The organism is Streptomyces sp. DSM 116795 (assembly GCF_055792905.1).
In genome coordinates, this window is record NZ_CM147707.1 from 5,071,219 (window position 1) to 5,089,779 (window position 18,561).

The 18,561-nt window shown below is 69.1% G+C and carries 12 protein-coding genes and 2 pseudogenes; 7 read left to right on the plus strand and 7 right to left on the minus strand.

The features are described 5' to 3' along the window. The first annotated feature begins 39 nt into the window (after positions 1 to 39). The 7 genes from ACSMXX_RS21870 to ACSMXX_RS21900 all read left to right on the plus strand — a co-directional run bounded on the left by ACSMXX_RS21870 (position 40) and on the right by ACSMXX_RS21900 (position 7,382). The gene (locus ACSMXX_RS21870; RefSeq protein WP_473180390.1) at positions 40 to 1,323 is read left to right on the plus strand and encodes an ABC transporter substrate-binding protein; all 1,284 of its coding nucleotides are present in this window, start codon (positions 40 to 42) and stop codon (positions 1,321 to 1,323) included. Beyond that, on the plus strand, positions 1,323 to 2,345 hold the full coding sequence (locus ACSMXX_RS21875) for a carbohydrate ABC transporter permease (RefSeq protein ID WP_473180391.1): 1,023 nt from the start codon (positions 1,323 to 1,325) through the stop codon (positions 2,343 to 2,345). The genes ACSMXX_RS21870 and ACSMXX_RS21875 overlap by 1 nt, the downstream gene beginning before the upstream one ends. After that, entirely contained in the window at positions 2,345 to 3,241 is an 897-nt protein-coding gene (locus ACSMXX_RS21880; RefSeq protein ID WP_473180392.1) for a carbohydrate ABC transporter permease, read from the plus strand. The genes ACSMXX_RS21875 and ACSMXX_RS21880 overlap by 1 nt, the downstream gene beginning before the upstream one ends. A gap of 6 nt (positions 3,242 to 3,247) precedes the next feature. Continuing rightward, the gene (locus ACSMXX_RS21885; protein WP_473180393.1) at positions 3,248 to 3,871 is read left to right on the plus strand and encodes a hypothetical protein; all 624 of its coding nucleotides are present in this window, start codon (positions 3,248 to 3,250) and stop codon (positions 3,869 to 3,871) included. A gap of 164 nt (positions 3,872 to 4,035) precedes the next feature. Continuing rightward, positions 4,036 to 5,187, plus strand: a complete 1,152-nt coding sequence (locus ACSMXX_RS21890) for a Gfo/Idh/MocA family protein (protein WP_473180394.1) — start codon at positions 4,036 to 4,038, stop codon at positions 5,185 to 5,187. A 42-nt stretch (positions 5,188 to 5,229) separates the two neighbouring features. Then, positions 5,230 to 6,522 (plus strand): dihydrodipicolinate synthase family protein, encoded by a 1,293-nt coding sequence (locus ACSMXX_RS21895; RefSeq protein WP_473180395.1) that lies wholly within the window; start codon positions 5,230 to 5,232, stop codon positions 6,520 to 6,522. After that, a complete protein-coding gene (locus ACSMXX_RS21900) occupies positions 6,519 to 7,382 on the plus strand; it encodes a sugar phosphate isomerase/epimerase family protein (RefSeq protein ID WP_473180396.1) in 864 nt (287 codons plus the stop codon). The genes ACSMXX_RS21895 and ACSMXX_RS21900 overlap by 4 nt, the downstream gene beginning before the upstream one ends. Before the next feature lie 1,119 nt (positions 7,383 to 8,501). On the opposite strand, the gene ACSMXX_RS21905 is transcribed toward ACSMXX_RS21900, so the two are convergent. From ACSMXX_RS21905 to ACSMXX_RS21935, 7 genes and pseudogenes are all read right to left on the minus strand, one after another. After that, a complete protein-coding gene (locus ACSMXX_RS21905) occupies positions 8,502 to 8,702 on the minus strand; it encodes a DUF397 domain-containing protein (protein WP_473180397.1) in 201 nt (66 codons plus the stop codon). Further along, the gene (locus ACSMXX_RS21910; RefSeq protein WP_473180398.1) at positions 8,699 to 9,595 is read right to left on the minus strand and encodes a helix-turn-helix domain-containing protein; all 897 of its coding nucleotides are present in this window, start codon (positions 9,593 to 9,595) and stop codon (positions 8,699 to 8,701) included. Before ACSMXX_RS21910 ends, ACSMXX_RS21905 begins: the two co-directional genes overlap by 4 nt. Before the next feature lie 606 nt (positions 9,596 to 10,201). Beyond that, positions 10,202 to 14,770 carry a DUF6531 domain-containing protein gene (locus ACSMXX_RS21915; protein ID WP_473180399.1) on the minus strand — a complete coding sequence of 1,523 codons (4,569 nt, stop codon included), beginning with the start codon at positions 14,768 to 14,770 and terminating at the stop codon, positions 10,202 to 10,204. Between the two features lie 145 nt (positions 14,771 to 14,915). Further along, positions 14,916 to 15,473 carry a GNAT family N-acetyltransferase gene (locus ACSMXX_RS21920; protein ID WP_473184907.1) on the minus strand — a complete coding sequence of 186 codons (558 nt, stop codon included), beginning with the start codon at positions 15,471 to 15,473 and terminating at the stop codon, positions 14,916 to 14,918. Then, a pseudogene (locus tag ACSMXX_RS21925) lies at positions 15,462 to 15,857 on the minus strand (VOC family protein); the annotation flags it as partial. The pseudogene ACSMXX_RS21925 and the gene ACSMXX_RS21920, both read right to left, overlap by 12 nt. A gap of 85 nt (positions 15,858 to 15,942) precedes the next feature. Beyond that, entirely contained in the window at positions 15,943 to 16,338 is a 396-nt protein-coding gene (gene rbsD, locus ACSMXX_RS21930; RefSeq protein ID WP_473180400.1) for a D-ribose pyranase, read from the minus strand. 175 nt (positions 16,339 to 16,513) lie between these two features. Beyond that, positions 16,514 to 18,473: pseudogene (locus tag ACSMXX_RS21935) on the minus strand (ABC transporter permease/substrate-binding protein). Positions 18,474 to 18,561 lie beyond the last annotated feature (88 nt).

Here is an 18,561-nt window from a genome sequence, read left to right on the forward strand (position 1 = left end):
CACCTGCACCGAACGGCCCGTACCGGAAAGGTTCACCGCATGCCCGCACCCAGGACGAGGGCGTCCTGCGCGGCAGCCGTCGCGATCGCCCTGTGCGCGACGCTCACCGGCTGCGGCGACGGAGCCTCCGCCACCGCCGACGGCAAGGTCACGCTCCGCTTCACCTGGTGGGGCAACGCCGACCGCGCCGCCCGCACCGAGAAGGCCGTCGAAGCCTTCGAACGCGCCCACCCGGGAATCGACGTCCAGACCTCTTACTCCACCTACGACTCCTACAAGCAGAAGCTCGCCACCCAGGCCGCGGGCGACGACGTACCCGACCTGATCCAGCTCGACTACCGGCAGATCAGCCAGTACGCGGGCTCGGGCGTGATGCTCGATCTCGCCGAGCAGCGCAAGGTCCTGCCCACCGGGAAGATGGACCCGAAGCTGCTGAAGACCGGTCAGGTCGGCGGCGTCCAGTACGCCCTGCCGATGGGCGTCGGTACCCAGACGGTCGCCTACGACAAGGAGGCATGGCGTGCGGCCGGGGTGAAGCAGCCCGAGGCCGGCTGGAGTTGGCAGGACTGGGTGAAGGCGCTGCGCAAGGTGAAGCAGGACCGCGGCACGTACGCCATGACGGACCCGGGTGCGGCGGAGGACCAGTTCGAGATCTGGCTGCGCGGCCAGGGCAAGCAGCTCTACGACGACAAGGGCCAGGTCGCCTTCAGCGCGGCGGATCTGGCGCGCTGGTGGACCTTCACCTCCGCGCTCCGCAAGGAGGGACTGGTCAGTCCGGCCACCGACACCACGCAGATGTCCGGGTCGGTGGAGGACACCCCGATGGGGCGTGAGAAGTCAGTCGCGGAGTTCAACTGGGATGCGCCCTCGGCCGGTTACGAGGCGATGTACGGCGAGCGGCTGGCCATCGCTCCGACGCCGACGGGCGAGGACGGCACGTTCGGGCAGTACTACAAGCCGTCGATGCTGCTCGGAATCTCCGCCGGAAGTGAACACCCCCGTGAGTCGGCGCAGTTCATCGATTTCCTGCTCAACTCCGACAAGGCTGCCGACATCCTCGGCGTCGACCGCGGCACTCCGGTGAACAGCACACAGCGCGGCAGGGTGCTCTCCACGGTCACGGGCTTCCAGAAGCAGGTGGCCAGGCTGCAGACCTCGCTGCGCGGCAAGCTCGAGCCCCCGCCGGCCGCTCCGCCACGCGGCGACAACGGGCTGCAGTCGACCTTCCAACGCGACTACGACCAGGTCTCCTTCGAGAAGCTGACACCGCGTGAGGCGGCCGAGAACTTCCTCACCGAGGCTCAAGCGGAGCTGAGGCCCTGATGGCCGGATCTTCCACGACACAGACAGCACGTGCCACCACGGCAGCCGGCACCCACGGCTCCCGTGCGGCTGCGACCCGGACCGGGACCGGAGCCGGGGAGCCCGGCCCCGGCAAGCGCGACGGCCGGCCGCCGGTACGCGAACGGCAGGGCGCCGCCTGGGTGTTCCTCTCCCCGTGGGTGCTGGGCGCGAGCGTGCTCACGCTGCTCCCCATGGCGGTCTCGCTCTACCTGTCCTTCACCGACTACAACCTCTTCGAACCGCCTTCGTGGGTCGGCCTGCGCAACTACACGCAGATGTTCACCGAGGACCCGCGCCTGCTGCGCTCCGTCGGCAACACCCTGCTGTACGTGTTCATCGCCGTGCCCCTGCAGCTCGCGCTGGCCCTGGCGGCCGCCCTCGCCCTGAAGTCGATGCGGCGCGGCAGGGCCTTCTACCGGTCCGCCTTCTACGCACCTTCGCTGCTCGGGGCGTCCATGAGCATCGCGCTGGTCTGGCGGGCGATATTCAACGACGGCGGCACCGTCGACAATCTGCTCTCCGGCTTCGGCGTCCACATCGGTGGCTGGGTCAACCAGCCGGGCTGGGCGCTGCTGAGCGTCGCGCTGCTGACCGTATGGCAGTTCGGGGCGCCGATGGTCATCTTCCTCGCCGGCCTCCAGCAGATCCCGCAGGACCTGTACGAGGCCGCGGCCGTGGACGGCGCGGGCAGGTGGCGGAAGTTCGCCTCGATCACACTGCCCATGCTCTCCCCCGTGCTCTTCTTCAACCTGGTGCTGCAGACCATCCAGGCGTTCCAGGTCTTCACACCCGCGTTCGCGGTCAGCGGCGGACGCGGCGGACCGGCCGACTCCACGCTCTTCTACACGCTCTACCTCTACGAACGGGGCTTCACGGCCTCGCACATGGGCTACGCCTCGGCGATGGCCTGGATGCTGCTGCTGGCCATCGGCATCGTCACGGCCGTGCTGTTCCGCACCTCCCGGTCCTGGGTCTTCTACGCGAACGAGGAGGCCGCCTGATGTCCACCACCGCCACCACCGCCACCAGCTCCGCCGCCGCCACCGCCACCCGGCCTGGGCGCCGCGTCCCCTGGCCGCGCGTCGCGCTGCACCTGGGCGCGGCCGCCGTACTCGCCGTGCTGCTCTACCCGTTGGCCTGGCTGGTCGCCACGTCCTTCAAACCGGCGGACGAAGTGCTCGCCAGCCTCGCCCTGCTGCCCTCCCGGCTGGCCACCGAGAACTACGGGACGGCGGCGGAGGGCATCGAGGGCGTGACGCTGCTCCAGCTGTTCGGCAACTCGCTGACGATCTCGCTCGGCGCCGTGCTGGGCAACGTGCTCAGCTGCTCGCTCGCCGCCTACGCCTTCGCCCGGCTCCGGTTCACCATGCGGGGACCGCTGTTCGCGTTCATGATCGCCACGATCATGCTGCCGCATCACGCCGTGCTGATCCCGCAGTACATCGTCTTCAACCAGCTCGGGATGGTGAACACGTTCTGGCCGATGGTGCTGCCGAAGTTCCTGGCCACCGACGCCTTCTTCGTCTTCCTCATCGTGCAGTTCATGCGCGGACTGCCGCGTGAGCTGGACGAAGCGGCGAAGATCGACGGCTGCGGTCCGTTCCGCATCTTCGCCCGTGTCGTTCTTCCGCTGACCAGGCCCGCGCTGATCACCACCGCGATCTTCACCTTCATCTGGACGTGGAACGACTTCTTCACCCAGCTGATCTATCTCTTCGAGCCGGACAAGTACACACTCACACTGGCGCTGCGCACCTTCGTGGACACCTCCAGCCAGTCCGCGTACGGGCCGATGTTCGCGATGTCGGTGTTCGCGCTGCTGCCAATCGTGCTGTTCTTCCTGGCCTTCCAGCGGCTGCTCGTCGAAGGCATGGCCAACTCCGGGCTGAAAGGCTGACCGGCGATGAGCACTACGCAGATACAGCGGGAACGCGGCGACCTGTTCGGGGCGCGCTTCGAGCTCTTCGCCGACGTCCTCGCCGTCGGGCTCGCGGTGTCCCTCGCGGCCCTGCCTGTGGTGACGTTTCCGGCCGCGCTGTCCACGGCGTGCACGCTGCTCAGGCGCCGCCGCCTCTACGCCGAACCGTGCACGGCCGGACGCTGTTTCGCCGTACTGCGCAGGCGGCTGGCACGTCCCGGCGAATGGGCCGCCGGGGCGGCGCTGCTCGTGCTCGCCGCACTGGTCGCCGCAGACGCCGGGCTCGCCACCGCGGGCCTGCCGGGTGCGGCGCCGTTCGCGACGGCCCTGGCGGTGGTGACGGCAGCGGCGGCGGTGACCGGCCTGCGCGCGTCCGCGCTGCGTGGGTGCGGGCCGGTTCCGGACGCGGGGCCGCAGGGCTGGATCACGGCCGTACGGGCGGGTGCCGCCCGCACGGTGAGAGATCTCCCGGGCAGCGGCCTGGTGGTGCTCGCCCTGTGCACCGCTGGCGTGTGCGCGTGGGCCCTGCCCCCCGTACTCCTGCTGCTGCCCGGACCGCTCGCTCTGGCACTGACCGCCGTCGAACTGCGGTGGGAGCAGGGGCGGTGAGCCGGACCGCTCGTGAGCACGCCTGCCCGGGATGTCCCGGTAGGGGCCCCCTTGTGGAGCCCGGCGAAAGACGGCAGGCTTTCTCGGTTAGAAAGCGCTTGCTGTTTCAATGAGCCAGTTACCCACTGAGCCGCCATCGTGCGGATGCGAAGGAGACCACCCACGTGACACGCAGAACCGTGCGCATCGCCATGAACGGCGTGACCGGACGCATGGGATACCGCCAGCACCTCGTCCGCTCCATACTCGCCATCCGCGAGCAGGGCGGCATCGACCTCGGTGACGGCAGCGCGCTGTGGCCCGAGCCCGTGCTCGTGGGCCGCCGGGACCTCGCCCTCAAGTCGATCGCCGAGCGGCACGGACTGGACGAGTGGACCACCGACCTCGACGCCGTCCTCACGGACGGCAGCATCGACGTCTACTTCGACTCCCAGGTCACCTCGGCCCGGGAGGACGCACTGCGCAAGGCGATCGCCGCCGGCAAGCACATCTACACCGAGAAGCCCACGGCCACCGGCCTCGACGGCGCCCTCGCCCTCGCACGGCTCGCGCACGCCGAGGGCGTCAAGCACGGCGTCGTGCAGGACAAGCTCTTCCTGCCGGGGCTGCTCAAGCTCAAACGCCTCATCGACGGCGGCTTCTTCGGGCGGATCCTGTCGGTGCGCGGCGAGTTCGGCTACTGGGTCTTCGAGGGGGACTGGCAGGAGGCACAGCGCCCCTCCTGGAACTACCGCTCGGAGGACGGCGGCGGCATCGTCGTCGACATGTTCCCGCACTGGGAGTACGTGCTGCACGGGCTCTTCGGCAAGGTCGAGACCGTACTGGCGCACGCCGCGACGCACATCCCGCGCCGCTGGGACGAGCAGGGACGCGGGTACGAGGCGACGGCCGACGACTCCGCGTACGGCATCTTCGAGCTGGAGGGCGGCGTCGTCGCGCAGATCAACTCCTCCTGGGCGGTGCGCGTCAACCGCGACGAACTCGTCGAGTTCCAGGTGGACGGCACGGAGGGCTCGGCCGTCGCGGGCCTGCGCCGCTGCCGCGCACAGCACAGGTCGGGCACGCCCAAGCCCGTGTGGAATCCGGACCTGCCCGCCACGGAGTCCTTCCGCGAGCAGTGGCAGGAGGTCCCGGACAACGGGGAGTTCGACAACGGCTTCAAGGCACAGTGGGAGCTCTTCCTGCGGCACGTCGCGCTCGGCACGCCCTACGACTGGGACCTGCTGGCGGGCGCGCGTGGCGTCCAGCTCGCCGAACTCGGCCTGCGGTCGTCGGCGGAGGGCCGGCGACTGCCCGTCCCGGAACTCTCGCTGTGACGTCCCGGCCCCGCCGTACCGGCTGCTGCGAGGAGAAGCTCTGTGATCCGACTGCCTGACGAGAGCGGGGCGTTGCGCGCGTACGAGCCGCGGGCCGAGCCCGCGGACGCGGTCGCACGGGCGGGAGCCGGTGCGGGTGCTGAGTCCGGTGCGGGTGCCGGCGGTGGTGCCGGTGCCGGAGCTGGCGCCGGTGGCGCGCCCTCCTCGCGTACGGTCTTCGCCGCGGCGCACGTCGTCGCCGACCGGTTCAAGGAAGGGGCGGGCGTGGGCGGCCCGGCCGCCCTGGACTGGGACGCCACGCTCGCCTTCCGGCGCCGTCTCTGGTCGTACGGCTTGTGCGTCGCCGAGGCCATGGACACGGCGCAGCGCGGCATGGGCCTGGACTGGTCCGTCGCCGCCGAACTCATCGGACGCTCCGCGGCCGAGGCGAGAGCCGTGGGCGGACGCATCGCCTGCGGCGTCGGGACGGACCAACTGCCGCCCGGCGCTTCGGACCTGGCGAGGGTCCGTGGTGCGTACGAGGAACAGTTCGAGGTGGTGGAGAAGGCCGGCGCGCAGGCGATCGTCATGGCCTCGCGGGCCCTGGCCGCCGCCGCCCGCGGTTCCGAGGACTATCTGGAGGTGTACGGGCAACTGCTGCGCCAGGCCCGCGAGCCCGTCATCCTGCACTGGCTCGGGCCGATGTTCGACCCGGCGCTGGAGGGCTACTGGGGCAGCACCGATCTCGACGCAGCCACCGATGTGTTCCTCAGGATCATCGACGGGAACCCCGGCAAGGTCGACGGCGTGAAAGTCTCCCTGCTGGACGCGGGGCGTGAGGTGGCGCTGCGGCGCCGCCTGCCCAAGGGCGTGCGCTGCTACACGGGCGACGACTTCAACTACCCGGAGCTGATCGCGGGAGACGGCGGGGGCGAACACGGCGGGAGCGAAGAGGGCGGGAGCGGAGTGAGCGGGAGCGGAGACGGCGAAGGAGGCTTCAGCCACGCCCTGTTGGGCATCTTCGACCCGCTCGCGCCGCTCGCCGCCGACGCCGTACGCCTTCTCGACGCGGGTGACCGCGACGGTTTCCGCGCGGCACTCGATCCCACCGTGGCACTCTCCCGGCACCTCTTCCAGGCGCCGACGCGCTTCTACAAGACGGGCGTCGTGTTCCTGGCATGGCTCGCCGGCCACCAGGACCACTTCGTCATGGTCGGCGGCATGCAGTCGGCACGCCCCCTGCCGCACCTGGCCCGCGCCTACGAACTCGCCGACACGCTCGGCCTGTTCCCCGACCCGGGCCTCGCCGAAGCGCGGATGCGGCGGCTGCTCGACGTACACGGGGTGGACGCGTGAGGGCCCCCGCCGGGCGGCTCGCCCGCTTCTCCGTCAACCAGCAGACCGTCAAGCAGCTCCCGCTCCCCGAACTGGCCGACGCTTGCGGCAAGTTCGGCATCTCGCATGTGGGGCTGTGGCGCGGCCCCGTCCAGGAGTACGGCCCGGAGGCGGCCGCCCGTCTCGTACGGGACGCGGGGCTGACCGTCACCTCGCTCTGCCGGGGTGGTTTCCTCACCGCGTCGGGCACGGCGGAACGGCGCCGCGCCCTCGACGACAACCGCGCGGCCGTGGACGAGGCCGCGACGCTCGGCACGGGAACGCTCGTTCTCGTCTCGGGCGGGCTGCCCGAGGGCAGCCGCGACCTGCGGGGCGCCCGGGAGCGGATCGCGGACGCGCTCGCCGAACTGGCCCCGTACGCGGGGGAGCGCGGGGTCCGGCTCGCGGTCGAGCCGCTGCACCCGATGTTCGCCTCCGACCGCTGTGTGGTCTCCACGCTGGGGCAGGCGCTGGATCTGGCCGAACGGTTTCCGCCCGAGCAGGTGGGGGTCGTCGTCGACACGTACCACGTGTGGTGGGACGAGCGGGCGCCGGACGAGATCGCGCGGGCGGGCGCGGGCGGACGGCTCGCGTCCTTCCAGCTCGCGGACTGGGTGACGCCGCTCCCCGAGGGCGTACTGCTCGGCCGCGGCCAGCTCGGCGACGGTGCCGTCGACCTGCGCGGCTTCCGCGAACTCGTCGACGGCACGGGCTACGACGGGCCCATCGAGGTGGAGATCTTCAACCCGGGCCTGTGGGCGCGCGACGGGGTCGAGGTCCTGGCGGAGACGGCGGACCGCTTCGTGCGGCATGTCCTGCCGGACGAGGGCCGAGGCGGCTGAGGCTGCTGCGGCGGCTGAGGCGCCGGAGGCGGCGGCACGAGACCTGAAGAAGAAATTCCGGATCGGGTGCAACCGTTCCGGGGTGTCGTAGGTCTTACCTGGTGCTTGGGCCTCTTGGGGGGATGCAAGAGGCCGAGGGGGGCACAGGGGCCCGGCCGTTGGAGCACGGCAGCCGGGCCCCTAGAAATCTTCCTGCGCCACGCGACGCGCGGGTGCCCGCGCGGGTGTGCGAGACGGACTCCGCCCGCGGAGCCGCCGAGCTGGTGAGCCGCCGGGCCGCCGGGCCGCCGGGCCGGCGAAGGGTCCGGGCCCTCGGTCCGGCTGGCGGGCCCAATGCCCCGCTGTCATCGGAAAATTGGCGACAAGCGAGTCGTCGTCCGATGCCAAGTCACCGGGCCCCGGGGGGTCTTGTTACCGACGGTTACGCCGCTAGTGTCCGCGGGTACACATGCGTAAGCGGTTAGTGGTGTGACCCCCCCATAACTGTTCTGGAGTGTGAGCATGCCGACCACATGCCCGCGATGCGGAACCCGATCACCCGCGACGTCCGAATCCTGCCGAGACTGTGGCCACGACCTCTATCGGGTCTCCTACCCGGCCCCGTCAGCCCCGTCGGCCTCGTTCCGATTGAACTTCCTCCGCACCCGCGTGCCGATGCGGATCGCTGTGGGGGCGGTGCTCCTCCTCCTCGGTGCGGGGGTGTCAACAGGCGCCCTGCTGTACGGGGGTGACGAGAACGAGGAGCCGATCTCGCAGAACAGGGTCCCCGCCTCGGCCGTACCCCGTGAGCCCACACCGTCTGCGCCGCCCTCCTCCGCCAAGCCTTCCAAGACGAAGGCCCCGCCGAAGCCGGCCCCCTCCAGTACGCCGCCCCCGAATACCCCCTCGGCCACGCCTTCCCCGACGCAGAGCTCGCAGCAACCCGTTCCCGGTATCTCCGAAGCGGAGGAGGCGCTGGAGCTGGCCCAGGAGATCTCGGAGCAGTGGGCACCCCGGGGCTCTAGTTACCGGGACCGGCCCTGAACCGTCGCGCGACGTGACAGGGCCCGGCAGCGGTGATCCGCGACCGGGCCCTTGAAGTCGGCCCAGTGGCCGCGTCGATTCTCAGCGCGCCGATTCTCAGCGAGGGGCCGCGTACGAGACGAACTCCGCCCATGCGTGGGCCGCGAACGTGAGCCGTGCGCCTTGCGTGTCCTTGGAGTCCCGGACGTGGACGGTGGTGGGTGTGGCTGCGGCTTCGACGCAGTCGTTGTTGTCGCTGCCGCTGTAGCTGCTCTTAATCCAGTGCAGGCCGAACCCGTCAGAGGGTTTCAAAGTCATGTCTCACCAAGCACTTTCTCGACGAAGGCCAGCGACTCCCGTGGGCTGAGAGCCTGAGCTCGGATGATTCCATACCGCAGCTCCAGCACCTGAGCCTCTTTCGGGTCGGAGATGAGGTGCGTGATCAACTGCGCTTCTGAGTACCCGACAGTGGCCCCGTCTTTGAGCTTGAGTACCTGGAGCTGGCCTCCCAATCCCGCGTGATCCTCCCGGTCGGTCGGCATGACCTGCATCTCCACGTGCCGCAACCGGCCGATCTGCAACAGATGTTGGAGCTGCCGCCGCAGCACGTCCCTGCCCCCGATGGGACGCCGAAGCGTGACCTCTTCCTGTACGAAGGTGAGGGTGGGCGGGGGAGTCCTGGTGAGGATCTCCTGCCGGGCCATGCGGGCGGCCAGATACCGCTCAAGGTCGTCATCGCCGTACGCGGGGCGGCGCATCCGGAACAGCGCCCGCGCGTACTCCTCGGTCTGCAGCAGCCCGTGCATGTTGTGGTTGCCGTACGCCCCCAACTCCACCGACTCCGCTTCCAGCCTGGCCAGGTCCCGCACCTTCTTCGGGTAGCGGGCCTCGGCCACGTCACCCTTCATGGCCGCCAACTTGCCCTCGGCGTCGAGCACTTGATCCGCCGACTCCAGGAACTCCGGCCTGGGTACGCGTCTTCCGCGCTCGACCGAGGAGACATGATCCTCCCCGTACCCGATGGCCGCCCCCAGCTCGGCCTGCGTCAGCCCGGCCGCTTCCCGCCACAGCTTGATCTGCCGCCCGACGGCTTTCACGACGGCGCCCGAGTCGTCCTCCAGCCCGGGATCCCACCCGGACTTGTCCGCGCCGTCCGTCGTGTAGTCCCTCCGCCCGGCCCCTGCACTGCCGCCACCCTCACCTGCACCCATGCGCGCACCCTCCGCCCGGCATCCGTCCGGCATCCTGAACTGCCCAACGGGGCGGGGGAGTCGGGGTTACCGCGGACGAGCGGTACGGATCGGGGCGGCAGCGGTACAGATGCGGGCGGTCGCCCGCGTCAGGCCAACCCTTGGGCGAAGAGGTTCTCTGCCGGCCCAGAGAACTGGCTGCTCGGTGCGAGGTTGGCAGCCGTATCCTCTGGATACTCAGTCCGAGAGGGTGCCGTCCCACTTGACCACCGGAAATCTCGAACCCAAGTCTGTGATCATTTTGGTGGACTCCATCCTGCTCATGGATCGCAGTGAGAAGTGATGCCACGGCGAGACATCGACAGTCATCCAGACGACTCGGCTACGGCCCGACAGGATGACCATGCAGCGCACGTCCCCTGAGCGCAGGACCCCTTCGGGAATCGGAATCAGCCAGGCGTGCGTAATGCTCTTCACGTTGTCTCGTAGCCAGGCCTCGTTACCTTGATGCTCTGCACCTCTCCTTACAGCTGAGGCAGTCAGGGCTGTAATGTCTGTGGGAGAAAGTCGTTTGATTCTCCTCGTCGCCAGGCGGGCGGCGCACCTACGAATCATGCGCATGTCTGCTTACTCGTTGAATCCGCGGATATAGATTGGAGTATCCCATTCAATATTCTTGTTGTTCGGATTTTCTGCGCGACTTATTAGTTCTGCCATTCTGTGGTTCCCTTCCATCATATGGCCGTCGCCGTGGATGGTCATGAAGGTTCGATACTCATCGTCGGGTTCGAACACTGCCCGGAGTAGGGCATCGTCGTCCAGGCTGCTCTGAATGCCCCTCTTCAGGGGGTCGTAGTTCCAGTTCCCGTCGTCATCGACGTTGTCATGTGGGACGCCGCGGAGGTCACCGACGGTGGCGTTCGGTGCAGGGGGCTCGGGGGCCTCACGTTTGCCGAAGAGCCTGCCGAGAAGGCCGCGCTTCTTTTTTGAACACCCTTCGTCCGGTGCCAAGCCCAGTACGTCCGTCTGTACGTAGGGATGGGTCACGTACGCGACAGGATTGGGTGCCGGATCAAGACCGAGAGGGTCGGGAGTGATGTAGCGGGCGGTTTCGGGGTCGTAGTGGCGGAAGTAGTTGTAGTGGAGGGCCGTTTCGGGGTCCGCGTACTGGCCGGGGAAGCGGAGCGGTGTGTAGGCGGTGGCGTCCCGGTTCCAAGTGGTGGTGCCCCAGAGGGTTGTGCGGGTGTGCCAGGCGATGTCGCCTTGTTCGTCGACGAGTTCGGTGGGGGTTCCGACGAGATCGGTGACGATGGCGAAGAAGCGTGAGTCGACCTGGTCCTGGGTGAGGTGTTTGCGTTCGTACTGGCTCACGGGACGGCGGCCTTCGTAGTCCCAGGTGAGGGTAACCCCAGTGGAGGTGTCGGACTGTTCGGCGAGGCGGGTGCCATCCCACGAGAAGTACACAGCCTCTACAGGTGAACCGTCGGCATCGAGGCGGTACTTCGCGGTGCGTCGGCCGAGAGGGTCGTAGGTGTAGGTCCAGCGGATGCCGTCTGGGGTAATGCAGGAGGTGAGCCGGTCCTCGGCGTCCCATTCGTAGCGCCACGTGTCCGGCTTTCGCGAGAGGCGCGGTTTCTGGCGCAAGGTCATGCGTCCGGCGGCGTCGTGTTCGTAACGCACATTGCCCGCAGAGACGATGCGCGTACCTGTGTAGATGCGTTCACCGCGCGCTGTCGCCTGCCCCGCTGTTTCTGGCCAGTGGGCTTCCGTCTGGTTGCCGGCCTGGTCGTAAGCGTAGGACTCCTGCCAGCCGTCGGCTGTGACAGTGAGAGGGCGGCCGACAGGGTCGAGCCCCATGCGCTGGCTCACGCCCGTAGCCTCGTCGGTGATGGAGATGAGGTGGCTGTCGGGGCGGTAGGTGTAGGAACGGGCGCGCTCAGTACGGGAGTTGGCGACCACCTCCTGGCGTGTGAGGCGGCCGAGCGGGTCCCAGACTGATGTCAGGGCGACGGTGTCGCCGAAGGTGCGCTCCAGTTCCCGGCCGTTCGCGTCGCGGGCGAAGCCGATGAGGTGTCCGTCGGCGGCGAGCGAGGTGTGGTTTCCTGCTCCGTCATATGTGATGGTGCTGACCGCGCCGGTGGGCGTGGATCGGGAGGTGCGTCGGCCGAGTTGGTCGTAGGTGTAGCGGGTGGTGCGGCCCTCGACGGTCTCGGCCAACAGCCGCCCGACGGGGTCGTATTCGAGGTGCAGACTGGATTCATCGGATACGGCGCGTACAACGCGGCCAGTGGCGCTGTGCGTGTAGTGGGTGATCTTGCCGGCGGCGTTCTTGGCTGTGGTGCGGCCCAGAGCGTCGCGCACGTAGTCGATCGTCTCGCGGAGGGGTGTAGTACGAGAGATCAACTGGCCTACATCGTCGTGTTTGTAGGTGACTTCGCGGTCATCGAAGTCGGACTCGGCGAGCAGGCGTCCGGCGCGGTCGTAAGTGTAATCCCAGGTCAAGCCGCCCGGGTTTGTGACCCGGGTCAGGCGTAGTTCCGTGTCGTACGAGAACTCGTAACGGGCGCCGTCAGCCCCGGTACGGGCGGCCAGCTGATCGAAGTGCGTGTATTCAAAGTGGGATTCACCCCCGTTGGGGTCAGTATGGGTGAGGCAGTTGCCTTCCCCGTCCCAGGTCCAGGTGTCGTCGGTGCCGTCCGGTGCGAGGCGACGTGAGGGCTTGCCTTCAACGGTCCATTCCAGTCGGGTTGTTGCGCCCATCGCGTCGGTGACGCTGATCGGGTGTCCGAAGGCGTCCCTGGTCAAGACGCTTTCGGCGCCGACAGGATCGGTGACCGTCAGGGAGAGACCAGCTGGGTTGCTGAGTATTCGTGCCTCGGCTCCGAGCCCATGAGCGATGGTGGCGATGGCACCGGTGGAGTCGTGGGTGTAGCGGGTGATGACGCCGTCGGGCGCGATCACAGCCGTGCGGTTGCCGCGAGCGTCGAACTCGTGCCGCCAGACTGCGCCGTCCGGCAGCGTGATCTCCACCGGGAGGTGCTGGCCGTTGTAGACGGTTGAAGTCGTCGTGCCGTCCGGGCGGTGGACCGCGAGGAGGTCGACATGGTTGTCCGCCCAGTCGAAGCGGGTCGTGTGGCCCAGCGCGTCCGTGCGGGACAAGAGGTTGTCGTGGCGGTCCCATTCGCTGTGGACCGTGTTGCCCAGCGGGTCCGTCTCCGCGATGACTTGGCCGAGGTGGTTGAGGTGGTACGTGGTGACCGCGCCGAGGGAGTCGGTGTAGCGGGTGATGCGCTGGGCGGTGTCGTACTCCAGTTGTGAGGAGAGGTAGCCCTCGGGGCCGACCGTCCGCGTCACGCGGCCGCGTTCGTCGTAGACGAACTGGTAGGTGGAGTCGTTCCGGTCGGTCCAGGACGTGATGCGGTGGTCGGCGTCGTAGCCGAAGACCATGGGCAGGCCGGATGAGTTGACGATGTGCGTCAGGTTCCGGTCGTCGTCGTAGTCGTAGGACTTGACCTGGGTCGGGCCGTCGGGGGTGCGGACCGCGATCGAGGTGACGAGGCCGTCCTCGGACGCGATGTCGACGTGGTAGCCGCCGTCGTGGCGGACGGCCGTGGGGGTGCCGTCGGGCTCCCGGTCGATGCTGATGCCGTTGCCGTTGCGGTCCTCGATTTCCGCCAGCCACCACAGGCCGGACGTGCCGTCCTCGGGAGGCAGGAAGCGGCGGGTGAGGCCGGTGCGGGGGTCGGTGACGGCCAGGTCCCAGCTGCTGGAGCCCTGCACGCAGGTCAGGGGGATGCGGTGGCCCTCATAGGGGTGGACCTGTTCGCCGATCATGTCCGGGGCGTGGCGGTAGCGAAGCGAGGAGCCGTCGGTGCGGTGCCACCACAACTCTCTGCCGTCCTCGGCGACTTCGAGGCGTTCGTCGAGGGTGGAGGCCCAGGAGGGGCCGTAGAAGTACCCGTTGCGGTAGCCGGAAATGTGGGTGCGCTCGATGACCAGCGGCAGTACGCCGGGGAGGGTGAGGTCGGTCTGGTGCTGGAAGACCTCCCCGGTGGCCATGTCGATCGGGTCGCCGCCCAGGCACTTGTCGGAGGCGTTGCGGCCCTTCGCCGAAAGCTCCGGCGACGGGGGCTTGTTCTTGCCGGGTGCGTCCTTGCCCGCCGCGTTCGGTCCGCCCCGCTGTCCGCCGGGGCCTTTGCCGTCGGTGCGTGAGTTGATGCCTTTGAGGTCGTCGACGATGGAGTCTTCGTTGCGTTTGTGGTTCTTGGAGGTGGTGCGGATGGCGCGGGTCATGCCGTCGGATATGTGGTCACGCAGGGCGGGGCCGGCCTTCTTGGCGGCTTTGACGCCGGAGTCGATGAGGGCGTCGAAGGGGGCGGTGAAGGCGTCCTTGCCGCGGACGCGGCCGTGACTGGAGTCGGCGCGGTCCAGTTTCGACAGGGCGCCGGAGTCCATCTTGGAGCCGAGGCCGGCGAGGCTGGTGGCGGCTGTTTCGTGTTCGTCGTGGTCGACCTTGACCTTGCCGGTCTTGCCGGGGCCGGAGCCGAAACCGGCCGAGCCGGGTGCGGAGTTGAGCTGGGTGGCGTCCTTGCCCTTGGGCGGGCCGTCGCCGCCGGGCAGGCCGAGTGCCTCGGAGCCGAGCTCGACGAGGAGGTCGGCGGCTTTGCTCTCCAGTTTCGCGACCACGGGCTCGGTCAGCTTCGCGACGAGCTCCTCCACGATCGCCTCGGAGGCTTCCTTGATGGCGCGGCGGATCGCCTCCCGGCAGGCGGCGCTGGCCGCGGCGCCGCCCAGGGCCGACAGGCCGCCGGTGAAGACGGCTGCTGCGAGGGAGATGCCGACCGCGGCGGCCATGACGCCGAGTTCGATCTCGGCTTTGCGTTTCATTCCCTCGATGAGTCCGGCGACCACGTCCATGGCGTCGGCGAAGGTGCGGGAGACGTCGGCGACGTCCTGGAGATGTTTGCCCTTGACCTTTCCCCAGTGTGCTTCGAGGGCGTCGGCGGCAGCGCCTTCGCCGGAGGAGAGCAGTCGCTGGATCGCGCGGTGGGCCTCGGCTCCGTGGTCCTCGATGCTTTCGGCGAACTCCCGTAGCCCGCTGGCCATTTCGCGGTAATCGTCCTCGTCCACGTTCGGGAAACTGATCCCGATGTAGTCCAGGACCTCGTCGGCCCACTCCGGCAGCGTGTAACCCACCGTCAACTCCCCCCGTACACCGCCCCCCGGGCGGCCAGTTCGAAACCTCGAACAGTCTAGACAGCTGCAAAGTGCCCTGCACAAGGGGAAGTTCGGACGTGGGGAAAGGCACAGAGCGCATCCGTACAGCGAAAGCGGTTCCCCTTCACCAGCCCTCGCCGGTCCAGCGGGTCTCCCCGTCGACCCCGGTGTCCGTCGGGTTGAGGCCCAGGGCGCGGGCGACCGCGGCCGACGCCGCGTGGTCCGGGTGTACGTGGGCGACGAGCGCGTCCACACCGTGGTCGCGAAGCCACCGCGCCATGGCGAGTGCGCCCTCGCGTGCGTAGCCGTTTCCCTGGTGGCCGGTGCCCACCACCCAGGCGACCTCGGCCGTGAGGCGTCCGGCGGCCGTGCGGTGGAGCGTGGCCTGCACCGTGCCGACCAGCTGCCCGTCGGACAGCAGGCGGAGCATCCAGTTCAGCCATCCCTCGTCCCCGTCCGGCGAGCGTCCGGCGGACTGCCGCCGATAGCGGGCTTCGAGTTCCTCGATCGAGGGAGGCGATCCGCCGGTCCAGGTGTGCAGGCGTTCGTCGGCGAGCACCGGGAACGCCTCCGGAGCATGCGAGACGCGCAGCGGCTCCAGCGCCAGGCGGGCGGTCGCGATCCGGCCGGCGGCAGGCCACGGAGCCGGCTCCGGGGACGCGGCCCGGTCCGGCTGGATCAGGTCCCAGCGGTTCCCGTACGGGTCCCGGAAGACCGCGACCTTCCCGTACGGCTCGTCCCTCGGCGTTTCCTCGAAGACGACCCCGGCCGCCCGCATGCGCGCGTAGTCACCGTCGAAGTCCTCGGTGTCGAGGAACCAGCCGACGCGTCCTCCGGTCTGGTCCCCGATCCGGGCGCTCTGCTCGGGCCCGTCGGCACGGGCGAGCAGCACCCGGGCCTCCCGCGCTCCCCGCGGGGCGACCACCACCCAGCGCTTCCCGCCGTCGACGCGTGTGTCCTCCAGCTGTGTGTCCTCGACGAGTTCGAAGCCGAGAGCGTCCACGTAGAAGGCGATGGCCGCGTCGTAGTCGGGCACGACGACGGTCACCAGTCCGAGATGAGGCATCCCGCGATCCTGCCCGCACCGCGCTCCCCGCGCCATCGGGTTCCCGGCCATCGGTTCCCGCCCCGGCGGAGTGCCGGTCACGGCACTAGAACGGCACTCCGCAGTGCAGCATCACGTTCGCGTACGGACGGACCTCGCCCGTACGGACGACGAGGCGCGCCTGACGGGTCCGGGCCTTGAACGCCTCGTGCGGGACGAGTTCCAGGGACGGGAAGAGCCCGTCGAGGAGGGCGGACGCCTCCGCGTTGTGTTCCTTGATCTCGGAGGCGGCCGTGGCGCCCTCGATCTCGAGCTCGTCCAGCAGGCCGGAGAGCACCTCGGCGAAGGCCGGCACACCCGCGCGGAAGGCGAGGTCGACGACCATCAAGCCCGGCGCGACCGGCACCGGGAGCCCCGCATCGCAGACGACGACGCGGTCGGTGTGGCCCAGCATCGCCAGCGCGCCCGCGAGATGACGGTTGAGGATTCCCGACTTCTTCATAGGGCGCCAGCTCCTTCTCCAGCTGCAGTTCGATACGGCTCCGGCCTGCGCACGCCTGGCCTGCGCCCGCCCGCCCGCCGGGCGGCGGCGGGGCGGCGGCGGCCGGTTGCCCGTCGGCCGCCGCGACCCCGCGACCCCGCGACCCGCGAGCGATCGGCCCGGGTGGGCCGGCCGGTCACGAGTACCGGCTGACGTTCCTCTTGTCCACGGTCACGACCGGGACCATGATCTCTTCGTCCGGGTCGTTGCCCTCGATCTTGCGGATGGCGTTGCGCACGGCCATCTTGCCCAGTTCGGCGGGCTGTTGGGCGATCGAGGTGTTGAGCGTGCCCTTCTCGATGGCCTTGAAGCCGTCAGGGGTGCCGTCGAAGCCGACGACCTTGATCTGCTTGCCGGCCCTGCTGCCCAGTGCCTTGATCGCGCCCAGGGCCATCTCGTCGTTCTCGGCGAAGATGCCGGTGGCCTCCGGGTGGGACTGGAGCAGGTTGGTGGTGACGTCGAGTCCCTCGGCGCGGTCGAAGTTGGCGGACTGCTTACCGACGACCTTGATGTCCGGGTACTTCTTGATCGCGGACATGAAGCCCTTGCCGCGCTCGCGGGAGGCGGAGGTGCCCGGCTGGCCGCGCAGGACGAGGATGCTGCCCTGCTCGTCGAGCTGCTTCGCGAGCTGCTGGGCCGCCTTCTTGCCGCCGGAGACGTTGTCGGAGGCGACGGTCGTCTCGACCTTCGCCTTGTTGACAGCACGGTCGACGGCGACGACGGGGATACCGGCGTTGGCCGCGGCCTTGACGGGGGGCGCTGCGGCGTCCGAGTCGACGGGGTTGACGATGATCGACTTCACGTTCTGGCTGGTGAAGTTCTGGAGCTGGTTGGCCTGTTGGGACGCGTCGTTCTGGGCGTCCTGGACGTTCAGCGTGGCTCCGTGAGCCTTGGCCTCTGCCTCCGCGCCCTTCTTCATCTCCACGAAGAACGGGTTGTCCAGGGTCGAGAGGGCCAGACCCAGCTTGATGTCCTTCTTCTCCCCGGACTTCGCCGAGCCGCTGCCGCATCCCGTGGCAGCGGCACATATCAGAGCCGCAGCTGTCACTACGGCAAACGTGCTCTTCCTCTTCCTCTTGCTCATTGCTGCATTCCTTGCAGTCGACGGCAGTGAAACGAACGGCGTGCTGTCCCGCGAACGCACACAGAGATCATGCGCGACGACGGAGTGTATCGAGGAGCACCGCAAGAGCAATCACCGCCCCGATAACGACCTGTTGCCAGAAAATCGAGACTTCCAGCAGATTCAGCCCATTGCGGAGGACTGCGAGGATCAGGGCGCCTATGAGCGTTCCGGACGCTTTTCCGACGCCTCCCGCGAGGCTCGCGCCGCCGATCACCACGGCCGCGATGGCGTCCAGTTCGTACCCTGTGGCGGCCTGCGGCTGCGCGGAGGCCAGCCGCGAGGCCAGCACGATTCCGGCGACGGCGGCGAAGGCGCCGGAGAGCCCGTAGATGACGAGCTTCTGACGGCGCACCCGGATTCCGGAGAGCCGCGCGGCCTCCTCGTTGCCGCCGATCGCGTACATCGAACGGCCGCTGTAGGTACGGGCGAGCACCAGCGAGGTGATGCCGCCCATCACCACGAGCACCACCAGCGGCACGGGGAACCAGCCGCCGAGCGTCTCGCCGACCGTGGCGACGGAGGCGGGAAGCGCGATCGGGGTGCCCTCGGAGAGTACGAGCGAGAGGCCGCGCCCGACGGAGAGCATCGCGAGGGTCGCGATGAACGGCGGCAGCTTGCCGTAGGCGATGAGTCCGCCGCTGACGAGGCCGCAGGCGACGCCCGTACCGACCGCGAGCAGCACGGACATCCAGACCGGCAGCCCTTCCTTCGTCGAGGTGTAGCCGAGCATGATCGCGGAGAGGGCGGCGACCGAACCGACCGACAGGTCGATGCCTCCCGCGACGACGACGAAGGTCACGCCGAAGGCCAGGATCGCGGTGACGGCGGCCTGCACGCCGACGTTCAGCAGGTTCTGCGTGCTGAGGAAGTCGGGCGACATGACCGCCAGCGCGACGGTCAGCACGACGAGTCCGCTCAGCGCGCCGTTCTCCAGCAGTACCTTGCGCAGCACCGGTTTGGCATCGCGCAGGGCGCCGGCGGGACCCCGGCCGTCCGAGGGGTCCTTGCCCGGGCGTTGCTGTCCCCGCTGCCCGTGCCCGTGGCCCTGCCCGCTGCTG